14 protein-coding genes are annotated in these 21,354 nt (G+C 62.9%); 7 read left to right on the forward strand and 7 right to left on the reverse strand.

Going from position 1 to position 21,354, the window contains the following annotated elements; genetic code table 11:
- Positions 1 to 8 precede the first annotated feature (8 nt).
- The 3 genes from minC to map form a co-directional block, all read right to left on the reverse strand.
- Positions 9 to 857, reverse strand: a complete 849-nt coding sequence (gene minC, locus B0G82_RS01395; RefSeq protein WP_121306436.1) for a septum site-determining protein MinC — start codon at positions 855 to 857, stop codon at positions 9 to 11.
- A 222-nt stretch (positions 858 to 1,079) separates the two neighbouring features.
- Entirely contained in the window at positions 1,080 to 1,613 is a 534-nt protein-coding gene (locus tag B0G82_RS01400; RefSeq protein ID WP_121306437.1) for a GNAT family N-acetyltransferase, read from the reverse strand.
- A 199-nt stretch (positions 1,614 to 1,812) separates the two neighbouring features.
- Entirely contained in the window at positions 1,813 to 2,598 is a 786-nt protein-coding gene (gene map / locus B0G82_RS01405; RefSeq protein ID WP_106279976.1) for a type I methionyl aminopeptidase, read from the reverse strand.
- A gap of 402 nt (positions 2,599 to 3,000) precedes the next feature.
- On the opposite strand from map, the gene B0G82_RS01410 reads away from it, so the two are divergent.
- The 3 genes from B0G82_RS01410 (at position 3,001) to B0G82_RS01420 (ending at position 6,606) form a co-directional block, all read left to right on the forward strand.
- Entirely contained in the window at positions 3,001 to 3,981 is a 981-nt protein-coding gene (locus B0G82_RS01410) for a ferritin-like domain-containing protein (RefSeq protein ID WP_121306438.1), read from the forward strand.
- Positions 3,982 to 4,106: 125 nt separating this feature from the next.
- A complete protein-coding gene (locus tag B0G82_RS01415) occupies positions 4,107 to 5,432 on the forward strand; it encodes an Nramp family divalent metal transporter (protein ID WP_121306439.1) in 1,326 nt (441 codons plus the stop codon).
- 91 nt (positions 5,433 to 5,523) lie between these two features.
- Positions 5,524 to 6,606, forward strand: coding sequence for an alpha/beta hydrolase (locus B0G82_RS01420; RefSeq protein ID WP_121306440.1), 1,083 nt, complete (start codon positions 5,524 to 5,526; stop codon positions 6,604 to 6,606).
- Positions 6,607 to 6,721: 115 nt separating this feature from the next.
- On the opposite strand, the gene B0G82_RS01425 is transcribed toward B0G82_RS01420, so the two are convergent.
- The 4 genes from B0G82_RS01425 to B0G82_RS01440 are packed head-to-tail and all read right to left on the reverse strand — an operon-like array spanning position 6,722 to position 10,609.
- Positions 6,722 to 7,234 carry a chalcone isomerase family protein gene (locus B0G82_RS01425; protein WP_121306441.1) on the reverse strand — a complete coding sequence of 171 codons (513 nt, stop codon included), beginning with the start codon at positions 7,232 to 7,234 and terminating at the stop codon, positions 6,722 to 6,724.
- 1 nt (position 7,235) lies between these two features.
- Positions 7,236 to 8,447, reverse strand: a complete 1,212-nt coding sequence (locus B0G82_RS01430; RefSeq protein WP_121306442.1) for a cyclopropane-fatty-acyl-phospholipid synthase family protein — start codon at positions 8,445 to 8,447, stop codon at positions 7,236 to 7,238.
- Positions 8,448 to 8,459: 12 nt separating this feature from the next.
- Complete coding sequence (locus tag B0G82_RS01435; protein WP_121308579.1) at positions 8,460 to 9,311, reverse strand: DUF1365 domain-containing protein; 852 nt, start codon at positions 9,309 to 9,311, stop codon at positions 8,460 to 8,462.
- Entirely contained in the window at positions 9,308 to 10,609 is a 1,302-nt protein-coding gene (locus B0G82_RS01440; RefSeq protein WP_121306443.1) for an FAD-dependent oxidoreductase, read from the reverse strand. Before B0G82_RS01440 ends, B0G82_RS01435 begins: the two co-directional genes overlap by 4 nt.
- Positions 10,610 to 10,710: 101 nt before the next feature.
- On the opposite strand from B0G82_RS01440, the gene B0G82_RS41040 reads away from it, so the two are divergent.
- The 4 genes from B0G82_RS41040 (at position 10,711) to B0G82_RS01460 (ending at position 21,295) form a co-directional block, all read left to right on the forward strand.
- Positions 10,711 to 10,833, forward strand: coding sequence for a hypothetical protein (locus B0G82_RS41040; protein ID WP_258875607.1), 123 nt, complete (start codon positions 10,711 to 10,713; stop codon positions 10,831 to 10,833).
- Positions 10,834 to 11,134: 301 nt separating this feature from the next.
- Complete coding sequence (locus B0G82_RS01445; RefSeq protein WP_347236567.1) at positions 11,135 to 16,657, forward strand: filamentous hemagglutinin N-terminal domain-containing protein; 5,523 nt, start codon at positions 11,135 to 11,137, stop codon at positions 16,655 to 16,657.
- A gap of 529 nt (positions 16,658 to 17,186) precedes the next feature.
- Positions 17,187 to 19,976: a hemagglutinin repeat-containing protein gene (locus B0G82_RS41185; protein ID WP_347237467.1), complete on the forward strand. Its 2,790-nt coding sequence runs from the start codon at positions 17,187 to 17,189 to the stop codon at positions 19,974 to 19,976.
- Positions 19,977 to 20,407: 431 nt separating this feature from the next.
- Entirely contained in the window at positions 20,408 to 21,295 is an 888-nt protein-coding gene (locus tag B0G82_RS01460; protein WP_121306444.1) for a hypothetical protein, read from the forward strand.
- The last annotated feature ends 59 nt before the right edge of the window (positions 21,296 to 21,354 follow it).

Below are 21,354 nucleotides of genomic sequence, written 5' to 3' on the forward strand. Positions count from 1 at the left end.
CACGTCGCTTAGGTGAGCCGCAGCGGTTCGATCATCAACTTTTCTTCTTCGAGCCAGATCTGTACCGGCTTGCCGAGCACGTCAGCCGGCAAAGGGTTCTCAGTCGTTCGATAGATGCCTGCGATCGAGATGAGTTCCGGCTCGAGACACGTGCAGAAAATGCGCGCGTCGTGATTGCCCTGCACGCCGGCCAAAGCCCGGCCGCGCAGCGGCGCGTAAATATGGATGTTGCCTTCCGCGATCACTTCCGCGCCGTAGCTCACGAGACCGAGCACGACCAGGTCGCCCTTGGCGTAAATGCGCTGACCGGAGCGCAGCGGCTTGTCGACCACCATGGTTTGCGACGATGTGGCCAGACGCACCGGCTCCGCGGCGGGAGCCGGTTCGACGGCAGCGGCCGTGGCCGGCGTGCCGTTCTCCGGCGCGGCGGCGGCGAGTTCGAACAGATCGGAAGGCGGCGTGGCCGTCGCGGCGGTGACAGCCGGCGCGGCTGCGGCGGTGCTGTCTTCGTCTGCGGATTTGGGAGCGTTAGCGGCGCCGCGGCGGTCACGCGCTTCGAGCAGCGGCAACTGCGACTCCGCCGCCCACGCCTGCTGCGCGTTGGCGACCACGCCAACGGGGCGCATGCGTACGCTGTCGAGCAGTTGCGCGATGTCGGCGAGCGGCACACGTTCGTTCTCGGCGAGACGGCGCACGTCGATCGCGACGACGTCGTTAGCGAAAAATTCGGGGGTCGCCTCGAAGCGCCGGGTCAGTTCGGCACGCATGGCGTCGAGGTCGGTTGTCTTGACCACGAACAGGAGCGTGTCGACAGAGCCGCTGCGAAGTTCGAAAAAGGGCGATTTCTTGGGCGACATAGCGTTCGGCAAAAAATTTTGCGTATTTTACAGGCGTCGACGCGCGCGGCCAGCTTTTTCGCCGGGAGAACGGGCCGCCGCCATCACGACGCGCTCCCGCACCGGCAACGCGACGGCCTTGCAGCGGACGTTCAGGCCGCGCATCGCGCCGATAAGCTGGCGATCGACGCTGAAGAGACGCGGAAGGGAATCGAGCGGCAGACTGTTGCGCCGCTCGCGAGATCACTGCTGAAACACCTGGGACGTGGTCGGCACATGGCGCACCAGCAGGCTTTCCGCCTGGTCCGGCGCTCGCGTGACGCGACGGTGCTCGCCAGTCGGGCCGAAGCCGAGCGCCTCGTAAAAGCGCATGGCATTGCGGTTGGCGTCGGCGACCCACGCGTAGATTTCCGTGGCGCCCTCGTTCGCGAGCCAGGCGGCGGCCGAGTCGACCAGCAGCTCGCCCCCACGCAGATGACGCACGGCCGGCGCCACCCACAGTTCGCAAACGAATGCGCGGCGCGCCGCGGTATCGTCGAAGTACGCTTCGATCAGTCCCGCCGGATGGCCCTCGGTGTAGAGAATGAAGGTGGTGAAGGTGAAGGAAACCGCATGATCCGCGGCGGTGGCGTCGAAACTCGCGGCGTCGGCCGACAACGCGTCCTCAAGCGTGGCGCCGAAGGCATACGGTGCCTCCCGCAGCGACGCAGTACGGAGTTCGCGGAAAACAGCGCCCTGATCAGCGGCGATACGGCGAACGGTCAATGACGGACTCATGCAGACGAAAACCCCTTGAAACCCTAAGGCGTAGCTTTAACCGAACCGGCGCGAGAGTCAAATCATTCTTTACCGGAACAGGGTATGCGCCGCAGGAACTCCCCTCGGGAAGCGACATACGGAGCGTATCCCGACTCAGCAGCACGTTGCGCGCCCAGTTCCGGCGCAAGTGCCCGGACGCGGTACGCGCCACGCAGGGTCATGGCGCTTCGTAGCTACCGGTGCCGTCCGGCCACGGTGTCAGGAGTTCATAGCCGTCGTCGGTGACGGCGATCATGTGTTCCCATTGCGCCGACAGCGAACGGTCCTTGGTGACCACGGTCCAGCCGTCGCGCTGCACCGCGGTGCCCGCGCGACCGGCGTTGATCATCGGCTCGATCGTGAAGACCATGCCCGGCTTCAGACGCACGCCCTGCCCCGGCTGGCCGTAGTGCAGCACTTGAGGATCTTCGTGGTAGACCTTGCCGATGCCGTGCCCGCAATAGTCGCGCACGATCGAGAAGCCGTCGCGCTGCGCCACCTTCTGAATCGCATGGCCCACGTCGCCGAGCGTGGCGCCCGGCTTCACCTCGCGAATGCCCGCGAGCATCGCTTCATAGGTCGTGTCGACCAGCTGGCGCGCCACCGTGCTCGGCTGGCCGACGCAATACATGCGGCTCGTATCGCCGAAGTAGCCGTCCTTGATGATCGCGACGTCGATATTGATGATGTCGCCGTCTTTCAGGATCTCGGCGCGATTCGGGATGCCGTGGCACACCACCGAGTTGACCGAGGTACACACCGTTTTCGGAAAACCCAGATAGCCGACATTTGCCGGAATCGACTTTTGCGTATTGACAATGTAGTCGTTGCACAGTGCGTCCAGCTCGTCGGTGGAGACGCCGGCCTTGACGTGCTCGCCGATCATCGCCAGCACATCGGCCGCGAGGCGGCCGGAAATGCGCAGCCTGGCGATGTCGTCGGGAGTCTTGTAGGTAATAGCCATGAATTCGGTCGATATGGGTCGAATGGAAGGTCGATGTTCAATCGATCGGCCAATTGTACAGAGGATCGCAGCCGATCCTCCGCGAGCCGCGCCAAACTTGCCGGACGAAACGATCCGCGGCGATGTCGGGCGGCATGCTCGACCGGCTCCTCACATGCCGCGCACTTCATGCTGCACACGCGAACAGAAATCTTTTTCGAGGTTTGCATCTAGCCGAGTATTCGCCCCGTAAAGGCGAATGAGGACTCGCTCTTCGCCCTTGATCATTTAGTTCTTCTCAGAAGAACGGAGGCCTCTTTGCGTCCGCGATTTTGCGTCTTTGCAGCGCGAGAGCAACGGCTGTCCCCGCGTGTGCGCCGCGAGTCCGCGGTATCGGCAGTGAACCATTTGAGGAGCATCGCCATGTCGGAGTCCAGCACTAAATCAGCATCCCTTATTGATGCATTCGATCGACGCGCCACGCGCCGCCTGCAACGCAGACAGTTCTTTCGCAACGCCGGCGGCCTGAGTCTGGGACTTGTCGGCGGCACGCTGATCAGCGCGTGCGGCGGGGGCGGCTCGGTTTCGAGCGTGTCGGCCCAGAGTGCGCCGACCGACGCGGAAATCCTGAATTTCGCGCTGAATCTGGAGTACCTCGAATCGCAGTTCTATACGTACGCGACGACCGGAGCCGGGCTCGCCGCGAGCATGACGGCCGGCGTCGGCACAATGGGCACGGTGATTCCGGGGCAGCAAGTGCCCTTTCAGGATCCGGTGGTGAAAGCGTACGCCAACGAGATCGCCAACGACGAGCGCGAGCACGTCACGTTCCTGCGCAGCGCGTTGGGTTCGGCTGCGGTTGCCATGCCGGCAATCGACATCGGCGGCACGGATCCGAACGGCGCGTTTTCGAACGCGGCGCGCGCTGCCGGCCTCGTGCCTGCCGGCACCCCGTTCAATCCGTATGCGAACGACAACAACTTCCTGCTCGGCGCCTACATCTTCGAGGACGTCGGCGTAACGGCTTATAAAGGCGCCTCGCCGCTCATCACCAACAAGACGTTCCTCGAAGCGGCGGCCGCCATTCTCGCGGCCGAGGCGTATCACGCCGGGTTGGTCCGCACGGTACTGTACTCGAAAGGCATTGACATGACGAGTCTCGTCACCGCCGCCAACGCGATTTCGGCTGCACGCAACAGCCTCGATCACAACGGCCACGACGATCAGGGCATCACCGGCGCGACCGCCGGCACGTCCAACATCGTGCCGCTGGACAGCAATGGGCTCGCATTCAGCCGCAACTACAGCAACGTCCTCAACATCGTCTATCTGACGAGTTCAGCGGCGACCAAAGGCGGCTTCTTCCCGAACGGCGTCAACGGTTCGCTGAACATGAGCGCGTGAGCTGAGTTTATCGATTGTGTCAGTTGCACCGGCAACGGGGCGCCGCGACGCTGATCGCGCTGGACCCGTTGGCCGGCCGTCATGTGCCTATTGCGTTGAACGCTTGACGACGTACAGGAGCCGCTATGAACGAAGCGATAAGCCAGGGCACCGTGCCGCAGACTCTCACCGAGCAGACCTGTTTCGACATTCGCGAAACCCTGGCGGGACGGCGCCGTGGCGTGCGCGCGATGCTGCCGTTCGTCGGGCCGGCAGTGGTGGCGTCGATCGCGTACATGGACCCGGGCAACTTCGCCACCAACATCCAGGCGGGCGCGGGATACGGCTATACGCTGCTATGGGTCGTGGCGGTCGCGAATGTCGTCGCGATGCTGTTCCAGTCGCTGTCGGCCAAGCTCGGTCTCGTCACCGGGCGCAATCTCGCCGAGCTATGCCGCGAAGCGCTGCCGCGCCGATCCGTGCTCGCGATGTGGGGCATCAGCGAAATCGCGGCGATGGCGACCGATCTGGCCGAGTTCGTCGGCGGTGCGATCGGTGTGTCGTTGTTCACGCATCTGCCGATGATACCGAGCATGCTGATCACCGCAGCCGTCACGTACGGTTTGCTGCAATTCGAGAAGCGCGGCTTCCGCCCGCTCGAACTGGCGATCGCGGCGCTGATCGGCGTAATCGGACTGTCGTATCTCGCCGAGTTGCTGATCGCACCCGTGCGTTGGCCATCGGTGATCGCGCACACGTTCACGCCGCGGGTGCCGGATAGCAATGCGTTGACGATATCGGTGGGCATTATCGGCGCCACGGTAATGCCGCATGTGCTGTTCCTGCATTCGGGGCTCACGCAGAATCGCGTCAAACCGCGCAACGACGGCGAGCGCGCGAGGCTGCTGCGCTTTTCCAATATCGAAGTGGTGGTCGCGCTCGGCGTGGCCGGGTTCATCAACATGGCGATGGTGATCATGGCCTCGAGCGCGTTTCATGCGGGGCACCCGGAGATCGCCAGCATCGAGACCGCGTGGCGCACGCTCACGCCACTGCTCGGCGGCGCCGCGGCGGGACTCTTCCTGGCCGCGTTGATCGCATCGGGCGTGTCGAGTTCAGTGGTCGGCACGATGGCCGGGCAAATGATCATGCAGGGCTTCGTCGGCTTTCATATTCCCGTGTGGGCCCGGCGCTTGATCACGATGGCGCCGGCTTTCGCGGTAGTGGCCTGCGGCGTCGACGCGACGCGCGCCCTGGTGCTGAGCCAGGTGGTGCTCAGCATCGCCCTGCCCGTGCCGATGATCGCGCTCGTGTGGTTCACCTCGCGCGGCGACCTGATGGGCCGCTACCGGAATCGTCGTGAGACGACCTTCGCGGCAACTCTCGGCACGGTCGTCGTGCTGGCGCTCAATCTCATTCTGCTGCTGCAAGCGGCCGGCATTTCGCCGTGGCCGCCGTTTCATGCCGCGTGAGCCAGCGGCATCATGGCAAGGCCTGCATCCGCTCGTGGGGTTGGCGCGTACATTGTTCGAACGCATCTCTTCGGACTGACTCGACTCTCTCTTGCCTCGACGCCTTCTCACCCTGACCGCCACGCTGGCCCTCGCCGCTCTCGGCGGCTGCAGCGCGGCCGGCGTACTGAATGCCGCCGTATCGCACAAGCAGTTCCGCGCCGAAAACGGCGTGGCTTACGGCAACGCGCCGCGCCAGAAACTCGACGTCTACGTACCCACCGCCGACGCGCCGCCAACCCGTTCTTCGCATGGCCGTCCGATGGTGGTGTTCTTCTATGGCGGCAGTTGGCAGAACGGCTCGCGCGGCAACTATCTGTTCGTCGGCGCGGCGTTGGCCTCGCGCGGCTTCGTTGCCGTGCTGCCGGACTATCGGACGTGGCCCGACACCGCGTTCCCCGGTTTCGTCGACGACGCGGCCGCGGCCGTGCGCTGGGCACGCGACCACGCGGCCGAGTTCGGCGGCGACCCGTCGCGAATCTTTTTGATGGGACACTCGGCGGGCGCGCATATCGTGATGCTGCTCGCCACCGACGGCCGCTATCTCGCCGCGCAGCAGATGAGCAAAAGCGATATCAGCGGCGTGATCGGCCTGGCTGGCCCGTATGATTTTCTGCCCTTGCACGACGCGACGCTCGAGGAAATTTTCCCGCGGCCATTGCGTGCCGCAAGTCAGCCGATCAACTTTGTCACCGGCGACGAACCGCCGATGTTCCTCGCCGCCGGCCAGCGCGATACGACCGTCGATCCGGGCAACACCGACCGACTCGCGGCAAAACTGCGTGCGTCGGGCGACGCGGATGTCGAAGTGAAGCACTATCCGCGCGTCGGGCATGCGCTGCTGGTGGGCGCGTTTGCCGGGCCGTTGCGCAGCTTTGCGCCGGTGCTCGACGATGCGAGTGCGTTTATCGACGCGCAGGCGAACAATGAAGCGCGGCGTTCGCGCAAGAGCGCTGCAAACGGTGGCGCGCCATTACTGCCCGAATCTCCCGGCGCGCAAGGCAACGTCTATCAGATGCGCGGGCAATGGGCGAAAGCAGCGGTTGCGTCGTGCGATGGCTCGTCATCCGCATCAGCGCCCATTCCTGATACCGATTGCCAGAAACAACAAGGCAATTTGGGCCGTAGCGAATAAGCGCCGCAAAGCGCGTCGCGCGTCTGCGGCGACGCCGCCAGCGCTTTGTACTCACCTGCTTCAGGCGCTCGACCCGATGCCCACCGGCAAACGTTGGCAACGCGTCGCGAACGAACTACCGCGCCATCCCAAGCAACTGCTTGCGCAAAGTAGGCGCGCGCGTCGAAGGATCGAGCCAGATGCCGAAGAATGCGCGCGCGAAGGCGGGATCGTCGAACTCGCCGGTCATGCGCTCGCCCGCATAAAAACGCACGCCTTTGTCCGGCAGATACACCGCGCTCAACTGGTCGCCCGGGCTGACGTCCACGAAGGCCTGCAGCATGTCCGCGCGCCAGCGTTCCAGCGTGTCGGCCGGAATCGGCGCGGCCGCCAGACGCTTGATCTCGCTGATACCGGTGTCCGCAAGGCGCTCGCGTTTGATGCCGCGGGCGTACACGATGTGCAGCGCGAAGCGGGCGTCGTAATCGACCGGCACGCGTTCGCTCCACATCTGCGCGCGATAGAGCCGGAAGCCCAGCACACTGAAATCGCCTTCGCCGACGAGTTGCGCGGACTGGACGTCGCCGCGCCAGTCCGCGCAAGCGGCGCTCGCCCAGAAGATCAGCGCGAGAGCGACGAGCGCGCGCACGTCAGTCCGCCTTCGAGAGCACGAACTGCATCACGTCCGTGCGTCCTTCGTCGAAGCCGGCTTCGCAATACGCCAGATACAGCCGCCACGTGCGCACGAAAATCTCATCGAAACCCTGCACGCGGATCGTATCGAGTTGCGCTTCGAATGCGCCGCGCCAGCGGCGCAAGGTCTCCGCGTAATCACGGCCGAACGCCAGCGAGGTGCGCGCCGTGAGCTTGCCGCGCCGCGCGGCTTGCGTGAAACGCTGCGGGCTCGGCAACATGCCACCAGGAAAAATGAACTCGCGAATGAAGTCGCTCGTCGCGCGATAAGCGGCAAAATGCGAGTCGTCGATCGTGATGGTTTGCACTAGCGCGCGAGCACCCGGTCGCAGACGTTCGCGCAGAATCCGAAAGTACGTCGGCCAGAATTTTTCGCCGACGGCCTCGAACATTTCAATCGATACGACGGCATCGTACTGACCGGTCAAGCTGCGATAGTCGCGCAGTTCGAGTTGCACGCGCTCGCTCAGGCCTGCTTCGTTCACACGCTGCCGGGCGAATTCTAGTTGCGCCGGCGAGATCGTCACGCCATGCACCTGAATGCCCAGACGCGCCGCGTGCAGCGCAAAAGCGCCCCACCCGCAGCCGATTTCCAGAATGTGCATACCGTCGCGCAAACCAAGCGTATCGATGATGCGTTGATACTTCGCGTGCTGCGCGTCTTCGAGTGAGCGATGGAAATTGCCGTCGAACACCGCACTCGAATAGGTGAACGTCGCGTCGAGCCACTGCGCGTAAAACGCGTTGCCGATGTCGTAGTGCGCGTGAATGTTGCGCCGGCTGCCTGAACGTGTGTTCGACCTCAGCTTATGACGCAGTCCGTACCAGAGCTGCGCGAGCCAGCCGCCGTACACCGTGCGTTGCAGCGCGCGCTCGTTGCGGATCGCGACGCGCAGCAGCGCGGCCAGATCGGGCGTATCGACCCAGAAAGAGCGCCATGCGTCCGCAAAACCGATATCGCCTTTGCGCAGAATCGCGCCGCACGCGCGCCAGTCACGCATCTCCAGACGCGCGCCGGGCGCCGCGTGCGGATCGCCGAACACGCGCTGCTGACCATCGGGCGTGATGAGGATCAGATGCCCCACCTGGATCCGCTCGAGCAAGGACAGAAACAGACGGCCTGACGCGGGGGCGGTTTGGTGCCCGCTCAGGGTTCTTGAAAGCGCCATGACTGAATCTCCTCAATCGGACGAAATGGGGCGCGCGGCGGCGGATGGTTTGGCGGCTGCGGCGTGGTGGGTGGACGCGTGGTCGGTGCGGGCCGGCGCGGGGTTTCTGCCGTGGAACGGCGTTTTCTTGAGGGCAAGGCGCAAAGCCTGCCAGTGAATTCTCGCGACGACGCCCACGGTCAGGAGCGGCTGACGCAGCAGCGCGGCGAACGCGGCCGCGCGCGTGAGCGGCGTCAGGCGGCCGCCGAGTGCGGTGCGGATCAGCAGACCGTCGGCGCCGTGATAGTCGATGGAGACCGACGCGCTACCGGGCGCTTCCTTGACGCGAAAGGTGTAGCCGCCTTCCACGCGGCAAAACGGCGACACGTGCAGCACTTTGCGGCACATGAGCCGCGTGCTCGTGGTGATCGGCGCGTTGCCGTTTGCGCTGAGCAGATAGCTGTGGCGCTCGCCGAATGTATTGCGCACTTCGGCCAGTAGCGCGCGCAACCGGCCGTCGCGGTCGTGGCAGTACCAGAAACTGATCGGGTTGAACGCGTAGCCGAACACACGCGGAAAAGCCTGCAGCCAGATACGGCCGTCGGCTTGCTCGATGCCTGCGACACGTAGTTGTTCGCGCATCCATGTGGCGAGGTCGCTGCCGTCGCGCGGACCGTGGTCGCGTCGATACAGACTGAGCGGCCGCCAGCGGTCGATGCCGAACCAGCCGCTATCGAGCGAGGCCAGCCGATCCAGGTCGCATCGCACGTAAAACACGGGATACGTGAAGCGATGATGGTTCGGGCGCAGACGTTCGTGCATCACCTTGCCGGTCAGCAGCCAGCCTGCTGGATCAGCGCCGGCATTGTCGCTTGACGGGTTCATAGCCTGGCCCATGCCGGCGATGCGTCGAAATCGGCGGCGACGCGTAGCGCCGATTTCAGACCATCCTCGTGAAAACCATAGCCCGTCCACGCGCCCGCGAACCACGTGCGTCGCTTGCCTTGCAGTGAAGGCAGACGGTGCTGCGCGTCGATCGCGGCCAGATCGAACAGCGGATGGTCGTAGACGAAGCGGCGTAGTTCGGTGCCCGGCGCCGGCTGGGCGACCGGGTTGAGCGTGACGACGAGCGGCGTCCTGAACGGCAACGGCTGCAACTGATTGACCAGATAACTGACACACACTGGATGCGTGCCGTCGACACCGCGGCTGCCCAGATAATTCCACGCCGACCACACGCGCTGACGACGCGGCAGCAGATTCGTATCCGTATGCAGCACCGCGACGTTCGGTTGGTAGCGCACGGCGGCGAGCACGCCGCGCTCGTCATGATCGGCGTCTTCCAGCAGGCGCAGCGTGGTCGGCGCGTGGGTGGCGAGCACCAGCGCGTCGAAGCGCTCGGTGCCGTGGTCAGTGAACACGTCGACGCCGTCGGCGTCGCGCCGCACGCCGCGCACTGCCTTGCCGATGCGGACGTCGTCGAGCGTGCTGGTTAGGCGCTTCACATACTCGCGGCCGCCGCCGACCACGGTCCGCCACTGCGGCCGGCGATTCACTTGCAGCAGTGCGTGGTTCAGGCAGAAGCGCAGGAAAGTCGTGGCCGGGAACGCGAGGATGTCGGCGGTAGCACTCGACCAGATCGCGGCGGCCATCGGCAGCAAATAGTGTCGCTGGAACGCGCCGCCGTAGCCGCCTTCCGTCAGCAGCTCGCCCATCGACGCGCGCGTTTCAATCGCCAGTTCGAGGTTGCGTTGCGCGCTGCCGTTAAATCGCATGATGTCGCGCAGCATGCCGATGAAGGTCGGTGAAAACAGGTTGCGGCGCTGCGCGAACACCGTGTTCAGACTGGTGCCGGCCCATTCCAGACGGCCTTCGTCGAGCGAGACCGAGAAGGTCATGTCGCTCGGATGCGACTGCACGCCGAGTTCGGCGAACAGCGCGATCAGGTTCGGATAGGTGCGATCGTTGAACACGAGGAAGCCGGTGTCGACGGGATGCGTGTGGCCGTCGAGCGTGACATCCACTGTGTTGGTGTGGCCGCCCAGGTAGCCGGCCGATTCGAACAGCGTGACCCGATGATTGCGCGCCAGCAGATACGCGCTGGCCAAACCCGAGATGCCGGCGCCGATGACCGCGACCCGCGAGCCGCGCGGTAGTGGTGAGGTCGGGGCGGAATGGGGCATGGACGCGTCTCCTCGAGCTGGGGACACGCGGTGAATTTAAGAGGTGTGCGGGGGGGGGGTTGCGGTCCTTGAGGGGATTTACGCAGCGAGGATCTCTTTGGATGCAGCAAGCGGGAATTGCGCTGAGGCTGGCAGGTGACTGGTTTGAGGTGACTGCCTTGTTCGACGAACAGTCCGAAGTCGCGTTGCGTCAAAACAAAAACCCCACAGAACGTTCGCTCTGATGGCTGTCACGGGCTGCACGTGGTTGCTTACGCTTGCCTCCGAGACATGCTGTCGTGAGTAGCGAATCCGTGCCGCCAGCCAGCTTTTCGCATCCCTCCACCAATTGGACGCCTCAGCCCACGGGCTTTTCTGAGCGGCACGGACTGGGTTACTTTCGCCACGGCACTCGCCCGTCCAAGAAGAATAATCTTTCAATATTCCAACGAACCCGATGCAATTTAACAATTCCAGGTTCGCATTCTAGTGAAGTTCTGATGTAAATTACATCCTGTTACAGTTTCGCAATATCAATTATTCAGAATGAATAAAAAGACCTACAGGCTGATATACAGCCGGCTTCGGGGAATGCTGGTGGCGGTATCGGAAACCGCCACTGCTGAAGGCAAAACGAACCTGGGAGAATCGCAGTCGGGCGGTAAGGTACCGCCCCGGGCAGTGTCATGCTTCGCGCTGCGCCACGCCGCATTCGGCTCGCTGCTGCTCGCGGGTGCGTTCGTGATTTCGACGCCACCCGCTCACGCGCAGATCGTGCCGGGTGGCGCGCACGCGCCGTCTGTGATCCAGACGCAAAGCGGCATCCCGCAGGTCAATGTGAACCGGCCTTCCGGCGCTGGCGTGTCAGTTAATACGTACGGCCAGTTCGACGTTCAGAAGCCTGGAATCGTACTTAATAATTCGCCGACAGTTGTGAACACACAGCAGGCGGGTTATATCAACGGCAATCCGAATTACCTGCCGGGTCAGTCGGCTTCGATTATTGTTAATCAGGTCAACAGCAATAATCCCTCCCAGTTACGCGGATATGTGGAAGTAGCCGGCCGTCGCGCAGAAGTAGTGATAGCGAATTCCGCGGGCCTGATTCTGGATGGTGGCGGCTTTATCAACACTTCACGGGCCATTCTCACCACCGGCAATCCGACCTATGGCGCGAACGGGAGTCTGACTGGTTTTGATGTGAAGGGTGGCCAGATTACCGTTCAGGGCGCGGGCATGAACGCGACCAATGTGGATCAGGTGGACCTGATCGCCAGAGCCGTCGCGGCGAACGCTGCACTGTATGCCAATACGCTGAACGTGGTGGCCGGCGCGAATCACGTCGATCACGACACGCTGGCCGCCTCACCCATCGCCGGTAATGGAGCCGCTCCGGCGCTTGCCATCGATGTCAGTCAGTTGGGAGGTATGTACGCCAACCGGATATTTCTGGCGAGCAACGAATTCGGGGTAGGCGTATCGAATGCGGGAGTGCTCGCCGCGCAGGCGGGCGACCTGACGCTGCAGTCCAACGGCCAGCTTGTGCTTGCCGGCAAGACCACGGCGAGCGCCAATCTTGCAGCCACCGCGAACAGTATCCAGAACAGTGGCACGACGTACGCCCAGCAGTCGGTGTCCGTCAACACGTCGGGTGCGCTTTCCAATACCGGCACCCTCGCCGCGCAGCAGAACATGAACGTCAGCGCGGGTAGCGTGAACTCCACAGGCACGCTCGGCGCGGGCATCAATAGCGACGGCACGATCGCGAACGCGGCTGACCTGACGGTCGCGACTTCGGGCGCGCTCGCCGCGATCGGGCACACGGCGGCAGGTGGCAACGCGAGTCTGTCCGGGGCAGCACTGAACCTGGGCGGCAGCCAGACCTCAGCAAATGGCAACCTCACATTGCTGGCCAGCAATGGCGACATGGGTCTCCTCGGCGCGAGTGTTATTGCCGGAGGCGCACTGTCGGCCACCGCACGGGGCACGCTCACGAACGACACCGGTGTGCTTTCTTCCACGGGCGCGCAAACGGTTACGGCGGGCGCGCTGTCGAATCAGGGCGGCCAGATCGTCTCGCAGTCGACGCAGAACGTCAGCGTTGCCGGTGCCGTGAACAACCGGCAAGGCATTATCCAGTCTGCCGGAAACGAAACCGTGAACGCCGTGTCGCTAGACAACACCGCAGGCCGTGTGGCAATGCTTGGCAATGGCACGCAGCGCGTCACCACAAGCGGTGCGCTCGTCAACGCCACGGGTACGACGGCAACAGGCGCGGCAGGTGGCGTGGTCGGCAGCAACGGCGCGCAGAATGTGTCGGCGGGCTCAATCTCGAACCAGGGGCAGTTCAATGCGCTGGGCGATGCGACGGTGCACGCGCAGACGCTCGATAATCACGCGGGCAGTATCACGGCAGGCGGCACTCTGAACGCGAGCAGCACCGGCGCGTTCAATAACCAGAACGGCGTGCTGTCCGGTGCGGCCACGATCGTGAGCGGTGCGTCGGTCGACAATTCGAACGGCACGATCGAGGGCAATACGCTCGCGTTGTCCAGCAGCGGCAACCTGGTTAACCGGGGTGGCCACATCACGCAGTCCGGCACGGCCGACCAGCGCATCTCCGCAGGCGGCACGATCGATGATACGGGAGGTTCGGTCGCATCGAATGCGACGGACCTCGCGATCTCCGGCCAATCGGTCACGAACGACGCCGGTTCGATCCAGCATGCGGGAACCGGCACGCTCACCCTCGCCGGGAATCTGTCGAATACGGCGGGCAAGGTGGTGACCAACGGTGCCCTCGCCGTGTCGGGTACAACCGTGTCGAACCAGGGGAATATGAGCGCGAAGAGCGACGCCCGGATACAGGCTCAGACGCTCGACAATCACGCGGGGAGCCTCGTCGCCGGTGGCAATCTGGTTGCGACGGGCATCGGTGTCATCAACAACCAGAATGGCACGCTCTCGGGTGCAGTCACGAGCGTGAGCGGATCGTCGGTCGACAATTCGAACGGTACGGTCGAAGGCAATACGCTCGCGCTCTCGAGCAGCGGGAATCTTGTTAATCGCGGTGGCCACATCACGCAGTATGGCAGCGCGGACCAGTCGATTTCCGCGGGCGGATCGATCGATGACACCGGGGGTTCGATCGCATCGAACGCGACGAACCTCACGGTATCAGGCCAGTCCATCACGAACGACGCCGGTTCGATCCAGCACGCCGGCGGGGGCACGCTTGACCTGACAGCGACCGGGGCATCGGGCTTGGTGTCCAATAGCGGTGGCAACATCGTGACCAATGGCGCGCTGACCGTGTCCGGTACGACCGTGTCGAACCAGGGGCATATAAGCGCGAAAAGCGCCGCGACTGTCCAGGCGCAGACGCTCGACAATCATGCGGGCAGCCTCGTCGCCGGCAGCAATCTGGTCGCAACAGGCATCGGTGTCGTCAACAACCAGAATGGCACACTCTCGGCGTCAGCCACGACGGTGAGCGGATCGTCCGTCGACAATTCAAACGGCACGATCGAGGGCAATACGCTCGCGTTGTCCAGCGGCGGCAACCTGGTCAATCGCGGCGGCCACATCACGCAGTACGGCAATGCCGACGAGGCGGTCTCCGCGGGTGGCACGCTGGACAACACCGGGGGCTCCATTGCGACCAATGCGACGAACCTCACTGTTTCAGCCCAGACGGTCACGAACGACTCGGGCTCGATACAACACGCGGGAACCGGCACGCTTGCGCTGACAGCAACCGGGGCGTCGGGTTCGGTGTCCAATAGCGGCGGCAACGTCGTCACCAATGGCGCACTCAACGTATCCGGCACGACCGTATCGAACCAGGGGAACCTGAGCGCGAAAGGCGATGCGACGGTCCGCGCGCAGACGTTCGACAATCACGCGGGGAGCATGACGGCGAGCGGCAATCTGAACGCGACCAGCGTCGGTGCGCTCAACAACCAGAACGGCACGCTCTCGGGTACGGCGACGACCGTGAGCGGCACGACGGTCGACAATTCGAACGGCACGATCGACGGTAATACGCTGGCGCTGTCCAGTACCGGCAACCTCGTCAACCATGGCGGCCACATCACGCAGTACGGCACTGCGGATCAGACACTTTCTGCCGGAGGCACGCTGGACAATACGGGCGGTTCGGTTTCGACCAATGCGACCAACCTTACCGTCTCCGGCCGATCGATTACGAACGATGCCGGGTCCATCCAGCACGCCGGCACGGGCACGCTGAACGTGACAACGCCGGGCGCTCTCTCTGATGTGGGCGGGCAGATTGCGACCAATGGTGCGCTCACTACGCAATCGGCCAATCTCGACAATTCGAACGGTACGCTCTCAGCTCAGGGCACTGCGCAGATCAAAGCCGATACGAGCCTGACCAACCGCGGCGGCACGCTGTACGGCAAAGCTGCCTTGACGGCGACCACCCACGGCGCGTTGGACAACATACATGGCTCCGCGCAGACTGGCGGCAATCTGTCGGTGAGCGCAGGCGGTGCGCTCTCGAACGCAAACGGTACGATTTCCGCAAACAGCGGAACGGGCAATCCCGGCACGGCCATAGTGTCGGCTTTCTCCATCGACAACTCCACCGGCAAGCTCACGAATAGTGGCAGTGGTGCGACTAGCATTACTGCCGCGGCAGACATCACAAATTCCGGCGGCACGATGGGCGGCAATGGCGACGTGAGCGTCAACGCGCAGACGCTCACGAATACGGCCAACGCAAAGCTCGTCGCCACAGGCGCGGCAAACCTCAACGTTACGAACAGCGTGAACAACGCGGGGGGCACGATATACGGCGGCACGGTACTGAACCTGAACCAGTCCGGCGCGCGTGTAGTCAACGACGGTGGCCAGTTGGAGGGCGGCCGGGACGTGTCGGTGCAGGTCGCCTCGCTCTCGAATTCCGGTGGTGCGATCAGCGCCAATCGTGACATTGTGGCCAGGGGTGTGGTGAGCGGCGCCGGCGCGATGACTGCCGGGCGCAACCTTGGGCTTTCCGTTACGGGCGACTATACCAACGGCGCGTCGAACAGGCTGCACGCGGACGGCGACATGTCGGTGTCGGCCACCGGCACGCTGACGAACACCGGCACACTCGCAGCAGGTGGCGCATTGACCGTGACCGGCGCGAATGTGGTCAATGCCGCCGGTGCGGATATCGATTCGACGTCGACCACGGTCAATGCGGCAGCCACGCTCACCAACGTTGGCAGAATCGAGGGCGATTCAGTCACGACGAACAGCGCGATCCTAACGAACACAGGCACGCTGATCGGCAATACGGTGCAGGTCAACGCGACCGATGTGCAGAACACAGGCGCGAGCGCCGCCATTGCCGCTGCGCAGAGTCTGAACATCTATGCGTCGAACTCGGTCACGAACTCCGACGGCGCACTCCTCTACTCCGCCGGCAATCTCGCGATCGCGAAGGACGGTACGCGCGACAGCGCCGGCATGCTCGCGGACCAGACCGGGACGCTGACGAACAGCGCAGCATCGATCGAGGCAGTGGGCGACGTGGATATCGCGGCTCGCACCGTCAACAACCTGCGCACGGGCGTGCAGACGCAGGCCGGCACGCCTCAGGGTACGGGTGCCACAACGCTCACGCTCTGGACCGCAGGCGTCTCAGGCGACGACCTCGGTTTTTACCAGAGTTCGGTCTATCCGGAATGGAACTGGAGCGGCGGCGCGATTGGCACGGCGACCATCGGTGCGCTGATGCATCCAATCACGGTGACGGTTCCGAAGTCGCAGGTCACGAATCTGGACCCGAACGCGCAGTCGCTCTCCTTTACGCAACCTCTGACCGACACGTATGACGACCGATATGGTGTGGCTCGTGTCGCAGACCGTCACGCTGCCCGACGGCACGCAGCAGTCGGTGCTCGTGCCGACGCTCTATCTGGCCCAGGCCAACACGGTCGATCTGCAGGACAGCGGTGCGCTGGTTGCCGGCAACTCGGTGAGCATGAGCGCGACTGGCGACGTGAACAACAGCGGCCACATTGTGGGGGATGTGGCGACGACGGTGCTGGGTAATAACATTGTCAATAGCGGCGTGATCGGCAGCGGCGGCACGACAGCAGTGGCTGCCGTGCAGGACGTGCGTAACACGAGCGGGCGCATCGGTGGGGTGGACACCGTGGTGCAGGCCGGGCGCGATGTGATCAACGAAACCGCGACTGCGAGTGTGTCGAAAACGCTCCAGCAAAGTGGCTTTGCGGCAAGCGCAAGCTCGCAGAGCGCGCTGGCCACCGGGACGATTTCGGCAACAGACAATGCGGTGGTGCTGGCGCAGCGCGATGTGAACCTCTCGGGCGCTGCCATCCAGTCGGGTAACAGTGCATTTGTTGGGGCGGGCCGCAACCTGAACGTGGGCACGACGACACTGACCGCGACACAGGATGCAGGCACGACCGACGGGCTGAACGGCGGGCATACGAGCACGACACAGAATGTCGGCAGCACGATCGCGACGGGCGGCAGCCTTACTACGGTGTCGGGCGGCAACACAACACTCACCGATGCAACCGTCAAGGCGGGGTTGAACGGCAGCGGCAGCGCGGCGATGATTGCCGCGAACGACCTGACGGCGACGGCGGCAATTGACACGAAAACCCATGCCGAACAGTCGCTCGGCGGTCCTGGCGCGAAGCACACGGGCTCGAGCTACGACGAGACCGCACAGGGCAGCAACCTGAACGCGGCGGACAATCTGACGCTCGGAGCGGGCCAGACGGCAGCCGCGGCTGCCCTGCTGTCGAAGTATCACGTCAGCGTGGCGGGCGATGCGCCCAGCCACCACGACGATACGCAGGAGACGAAGACGAGCGGGTTTACGCTGGGGCTCGGCGGCAGTGTAGGTGATGCGATCAACAGCACGATTCAGCAGAGCCAGGCGGCGAGCAACAGCCAGGATGGACGCGCGAAGGCCCTGCAGACGATTGCCGCCGTCGGTAACGCCGGCAGCGCGGTTGGGTCGCTCGCCGGCGGCGGCGCACCGGACGTCAGCGTGCAGTTGAGCTATGGCACGAGCCAGACGAAGAATACCTTCACGGAAGACCAGACGACTCAAACCGGTTCGACAGTGAAGGCTGGCGGCACGGCGACGTTCATTGCGACGGGCGGCGGTGATCAGAGCGGCCAGGCCGGCAACGGCAACGTGACGATTGCCGGTTCCGACGTGACTGCGAACAACGTAGTGCTCAACGCAAAGAACCAGGTCAACCTGGTCAACACGACGAATACCGATACGACGCGCAGCACGAACGAATCGAGCAGTGCGAGCGTGGGCGTTTCTTACGGCACTAAAGGCTTCGGCGTGTCGGCGTCGATGAGCAAGGCGCATGGCGATGCGAATTCAGATGCCGCGACGCAGAACAATACGCACGTCACCGCTGTGAACGGTGTGTCGATCGTTTCGGGCGGCGATACGAACATCGTCGGCTCGGATGTGAGCGGCAACCATGTATCGGCCAACGTTGGTGGCAATCTGAACATCGCGAGCGTGCAGGACACCACCGTGAGCAGCGCGCATCAGGAAAGCACGAGTGGCGGTTTCAGCATCAGCCAGGGCGGTGGCAGCGCAAGCTTCAGCAGTCAGCACGGCAGCGCGAACGGCAACTATGCGGCGGTGAGCGAGCAGGCCGGGATTCAGGCGGGTTCCGGCGGGTTCGACGTCAAGGTGAAGGGCAATACGGACCTGAAGGGCGCGTACATCGCTAGCGATGCCGATCCGTCGAAGAACACGCTCACCACGGGTACGCTGACGTACTCTGACATCCAGAATCATTCGGATTACAGCTCATCGACAAGCGGCTTCAGCGCGGGCACGTCGGGTGTGATGCCGATGCTGGGCCAGTCGGCGAGCGGCAGTTCCAGTGCGACGACGAAGAGCGGCGTGAGCGCGGGCACGATTGCCCTGACTGATTCCACGAGTCAGAAGCAGGACGTCGCGGGCCTGAATCGCGACACGTCGAACCTCAATGGAACCGTGTCAAAACTGCCCGACGTGAACACGGTGCTTGGCAATCAGGTGGACGTGATGAACGCGGCCACTGCGGCAGGGCAAGCGGTCGCGAAGGACATCGGTACGTACGCCGACTATAAGCACCACGCCGCGCTCGACGGTGCAAAGGCGGCGAACGCGCTTGGCGACACTGATACAGCGGCGCAGTACGAGCAGGATGCCGCGGACTGGGCGGAAGGCGGCGCCGATCGCGTCGGTATGCATATTGCGGCGGGCGCCGTGCTTGGCGGGCTTGGTGGCGGCAGTTTTGGCGGTGCGTTAGGCGGCGCCGCGGGTGCGGGTGTGTCGGCTGGGCTAGCGCCGAGGTTGAACGACCTGAGCAGCTCGATTGCAAATGCCGGTCCGACTGGCAATGCTACCGTTGACAGAATGATCGGGCAGATTGTTTCGAACGGGCTGGCAGGCGCAGCGGGCGCGGCAGTGGGAGGTAATGCAGGTGCGTTTGCTGCGTCGAATTCCGATATGTACAACCGGCAGTTGCATCCGCAGGAAAAGACGCTCGCACAGAAAATAGCGGCGAATGCGGCGGCGCAGGGGATCACGAACGCGGACGGATCGCCGGTCACGGCAAGCCAGGTTGAGAACGCGATGCGTGCGGCAAACAACAGCCAGCTTGGAGAATTTGTGGCGACGGGCGTAGTCGTGCCGCTGAATGCGAATACGCCAGCGAATGCGGTTTATGACACGACGGGCATGAAGCTGGCGATGGACAGCACGGGCAATTATTTGGTGCAGACCCCGTCCTTGCTGGATGCGCCGTCGCAAACGCTGCAAAATCTGATTCTGCAAAACACAGGTGGCGCGAGCTCGCCGTACAGCTGGAATCCCGCGTCCTCTCAAACAGCGACAGGTCCAAGAATCGACGCGGCGGGGCCGTTCACTCCGGCGGTAAATGGGTGCATCACCGCTGAATGCGCGGCCGGACTATCCAATTCAGACCCACGTAACAATCCGGATGTTAGCGTGCAGGCTGGCTTTCACCTACCCCTCTCTCCGGGTATCGCAGTGGGACCGAATTTTTCATATAGCCCGAGCGACGGCTTGGCCTCGCTGAAACCAGACATTGCGCTCGGCAGCTTGGGCGACCTCGGCGCGAACATCAGCTTTTCGGGCGATCCCCGATTTTCAGGTCCGACGTCGATCGGGGTAGGTATTGGCAAGTACTTTGGCGTGCAGGTAACGCCTAGCAATGTAACTGCGTGGCAGGAAAAATCGTGGTACGACGCTACACGCTACATCAATGGCGTTTCCATTGGTATCGGCGCGGGCTTTAGTACGCCCATCAACGCTTCTGTCGATCCAACGTATCAATCCCCGACGAAACAATGAAACCATACTTCCAGACAACTCTTAGCCCCTTAGAAGGGGTGGCTGTGATCGGACTGCTGATTGCCCTCGTACTCTTGATCTTTGTCCTGCTACCAGCAGCCTCTCGAGCAGTTGATAGAAACGCCGGCCGATTGATCGCGCAAGCGCGAGCGGTCGCATCGTTCGGCGACTCGGCTTTCCGCTCGGGAGGAGCATTTTATAGATTTAGCGCATACGAGCAACACCTTGTAGTGTGCTTCATGGCTGCACGGTCATACTCCTACAAAGACGTTCGATTGCCGGACGACATACATGCGCATAGTGGCAAGTTGACAGTCGATCTGGACGGTACCCGCGTTGTCTTGTGGGGTAATGTCGAAAGTCTTGATCGCCTTGCCGAGGCACTATCCGAGCGAATAGAGAGCATAGGGAGCCGTACCTAAGACCTAGACATGTACAACCGACAGCTGCATCCGGAAGAGAAGCAGATCATCATAAATCTGGCGAATGGCGACGCGGACAAGGAACGTCGTCTAGAGGCGGCGGGATGTGCGCTTGTACAGTGCGCAGCCGAATTTGCGCCGGGAACCGCTGACTATACGAAGTACTCCCCGCTGCAAAATGAAGGTGCCAGTTATATCTACGAACAGAAACAATTGCTCAGCTATAACGGAAGTTCATTCTCGGCGGCGTCATATGGAGGAATGGTCCGGCAGACATCGGCAAGCAGCTTGTCCCACTACAGCGCTGACGATACGCATGCAGATCAGAATGCGGCACAGGCCGCGATGGCGGCACAGCGTCCCGCTTCCATTGACTACGTGACCCTACAGGCCGGCGCAGGTCTTGGTGGCAGCGTTACCATCAATATGCACGATGGCAATGTCTATGCAGGTGGTTCGGTTTCTGCTTCTCGTGAGAAAGGAGCAGGGGTGGTGGTCGGCATGATTCCAGATAACGTTGGAAAAACCGACGATCAGAAAGCGGAGGCCACCGACAATCTTATCAAGGGCCAATCATTGGGTGGAAACACATGTCTGTTCGGAGTGTGTGGAGGATTAAACCGTTCCGTTGGGGGACAAACAGCCGTCGACTTTGTAAATGTGAATGCAAGCTCATGGAGTCGCGATCTCGCGGAAAGGTATCGCCTTGTGCTGTTGAATCGTGGGTGGGCGCAACGAACTTCGACAGACGGCGACCTCTCCCTTTGCAAGAACGGCGTCCGCGCAAGAATTAGTCTCGTCTCTGAAGTAGATAGCTCTCGCGGGCAATCGCGTGAAGTCTACGGATTCGCGATGACATATGGTGGAGACACCATAAAAATATGCCGAAGCCAGTAGTCATGTACAACTGGCAATTGCATCCACAGGAGCCTTTACCAAAATGAACCCGGATAAAC

The sequence above is a fragment of the Paraburkholderia sp. BL17N1 genome (assembly GCF_003634175.1).
Taxonomy (GTDB): Bacteria; Pseudomonadota; Gammaproteobacteria; order Burkholderiales; family Burkholderiaceae; genus Paraburkholderia.

Excerpts from the sequence above, each read along its gene's own strand:
- minC (WP_121306436.1), bottom strand. The coding sequence starts at position 857 with ATGTCGCCCAAGAAATCGCCCTTTTTCGAACTTCGCAGCGGCTCTGTC.
- B0G82_RS01400 (WP_121306437.1), bottom strand. The coding sequence starts at position 1,613 with ATGAGTCCGTCATTGACCGTTCGCCGTATCGCCGCTGATCAGGGCGCT.
- map (WP_106279976.1), bottom strand. The coding sequence starts at position 2,598 with ATGGCTATTACCTACAAGACTCCCGACGACATCGCCAGGCTGCGCATT.
- B0G82_RS01410 (WP_121306438.1), top strand. The coding sequence starts at position 3,001 with ATGTCGGAGTCCAGCACTAAATCAGCATCCCTTATTGATGCATTCGAT.
- B0G82_RS01415 (WP_121306439.1), top strand. The coding sequence starts at position 4,107 with ATGAACGAAGCGATAAGCCAGGGCACCGTGCCGCAGACTCTCACCGAG.
- B0G82_RS01430 (WP_121306442.1), bottom strand. The coding sequence starts at position 8,447 with ATGGCGCTTTCAAGAACCCTGAGCGGGCACCAAACCGCCCCCGCGTCA.
- B0G82_RS01435 (WP_121308579.1), bottom strand. The coding sequence starts at position 9,311 with ATGAACCCGTCAAGCGACAATGCCGGCGCTGATCCAGCAGGCTGGCTG.
- B0G82_RS01440 (WP_121306443.1), bottom strand. The coding sequence starts at position 10,609 with ATGCCCCATTCCGCCCCGACCTCACCACTACCGCGCGGCTCGCGGGTC.
- B0G82_RS41040 (WP_258875607.1), top strand. The coding sequence starts at position 10,711 with ATGCAGCAAGCGGGAATTGCGCTGAGGCTGGCAGGTGACTGGTTTGAG.
- B0G82_RS01445 (WP_347236567.1), top strand. The coding sequence starts at position 11,135 with ATGAATAAAAAGACCTACAGGCTGATATACAGCCGGCTTCGGGGAATG.
- B0G82_RS41185 (WP_347237467.1), top strand. The coding sequence starts at position 17,187 with ATGATTGCCGCGAACGACCTGACGGCGACGGCGGCAATTGACACGAAA.
- B0G82_RS01460 (WP_121306444.1), top strand. The coding sequence starts at position 20,408 with ATGTACAACCGACAGCTGCATCCGGAAGAGAAGCAGATCATCATAAAT.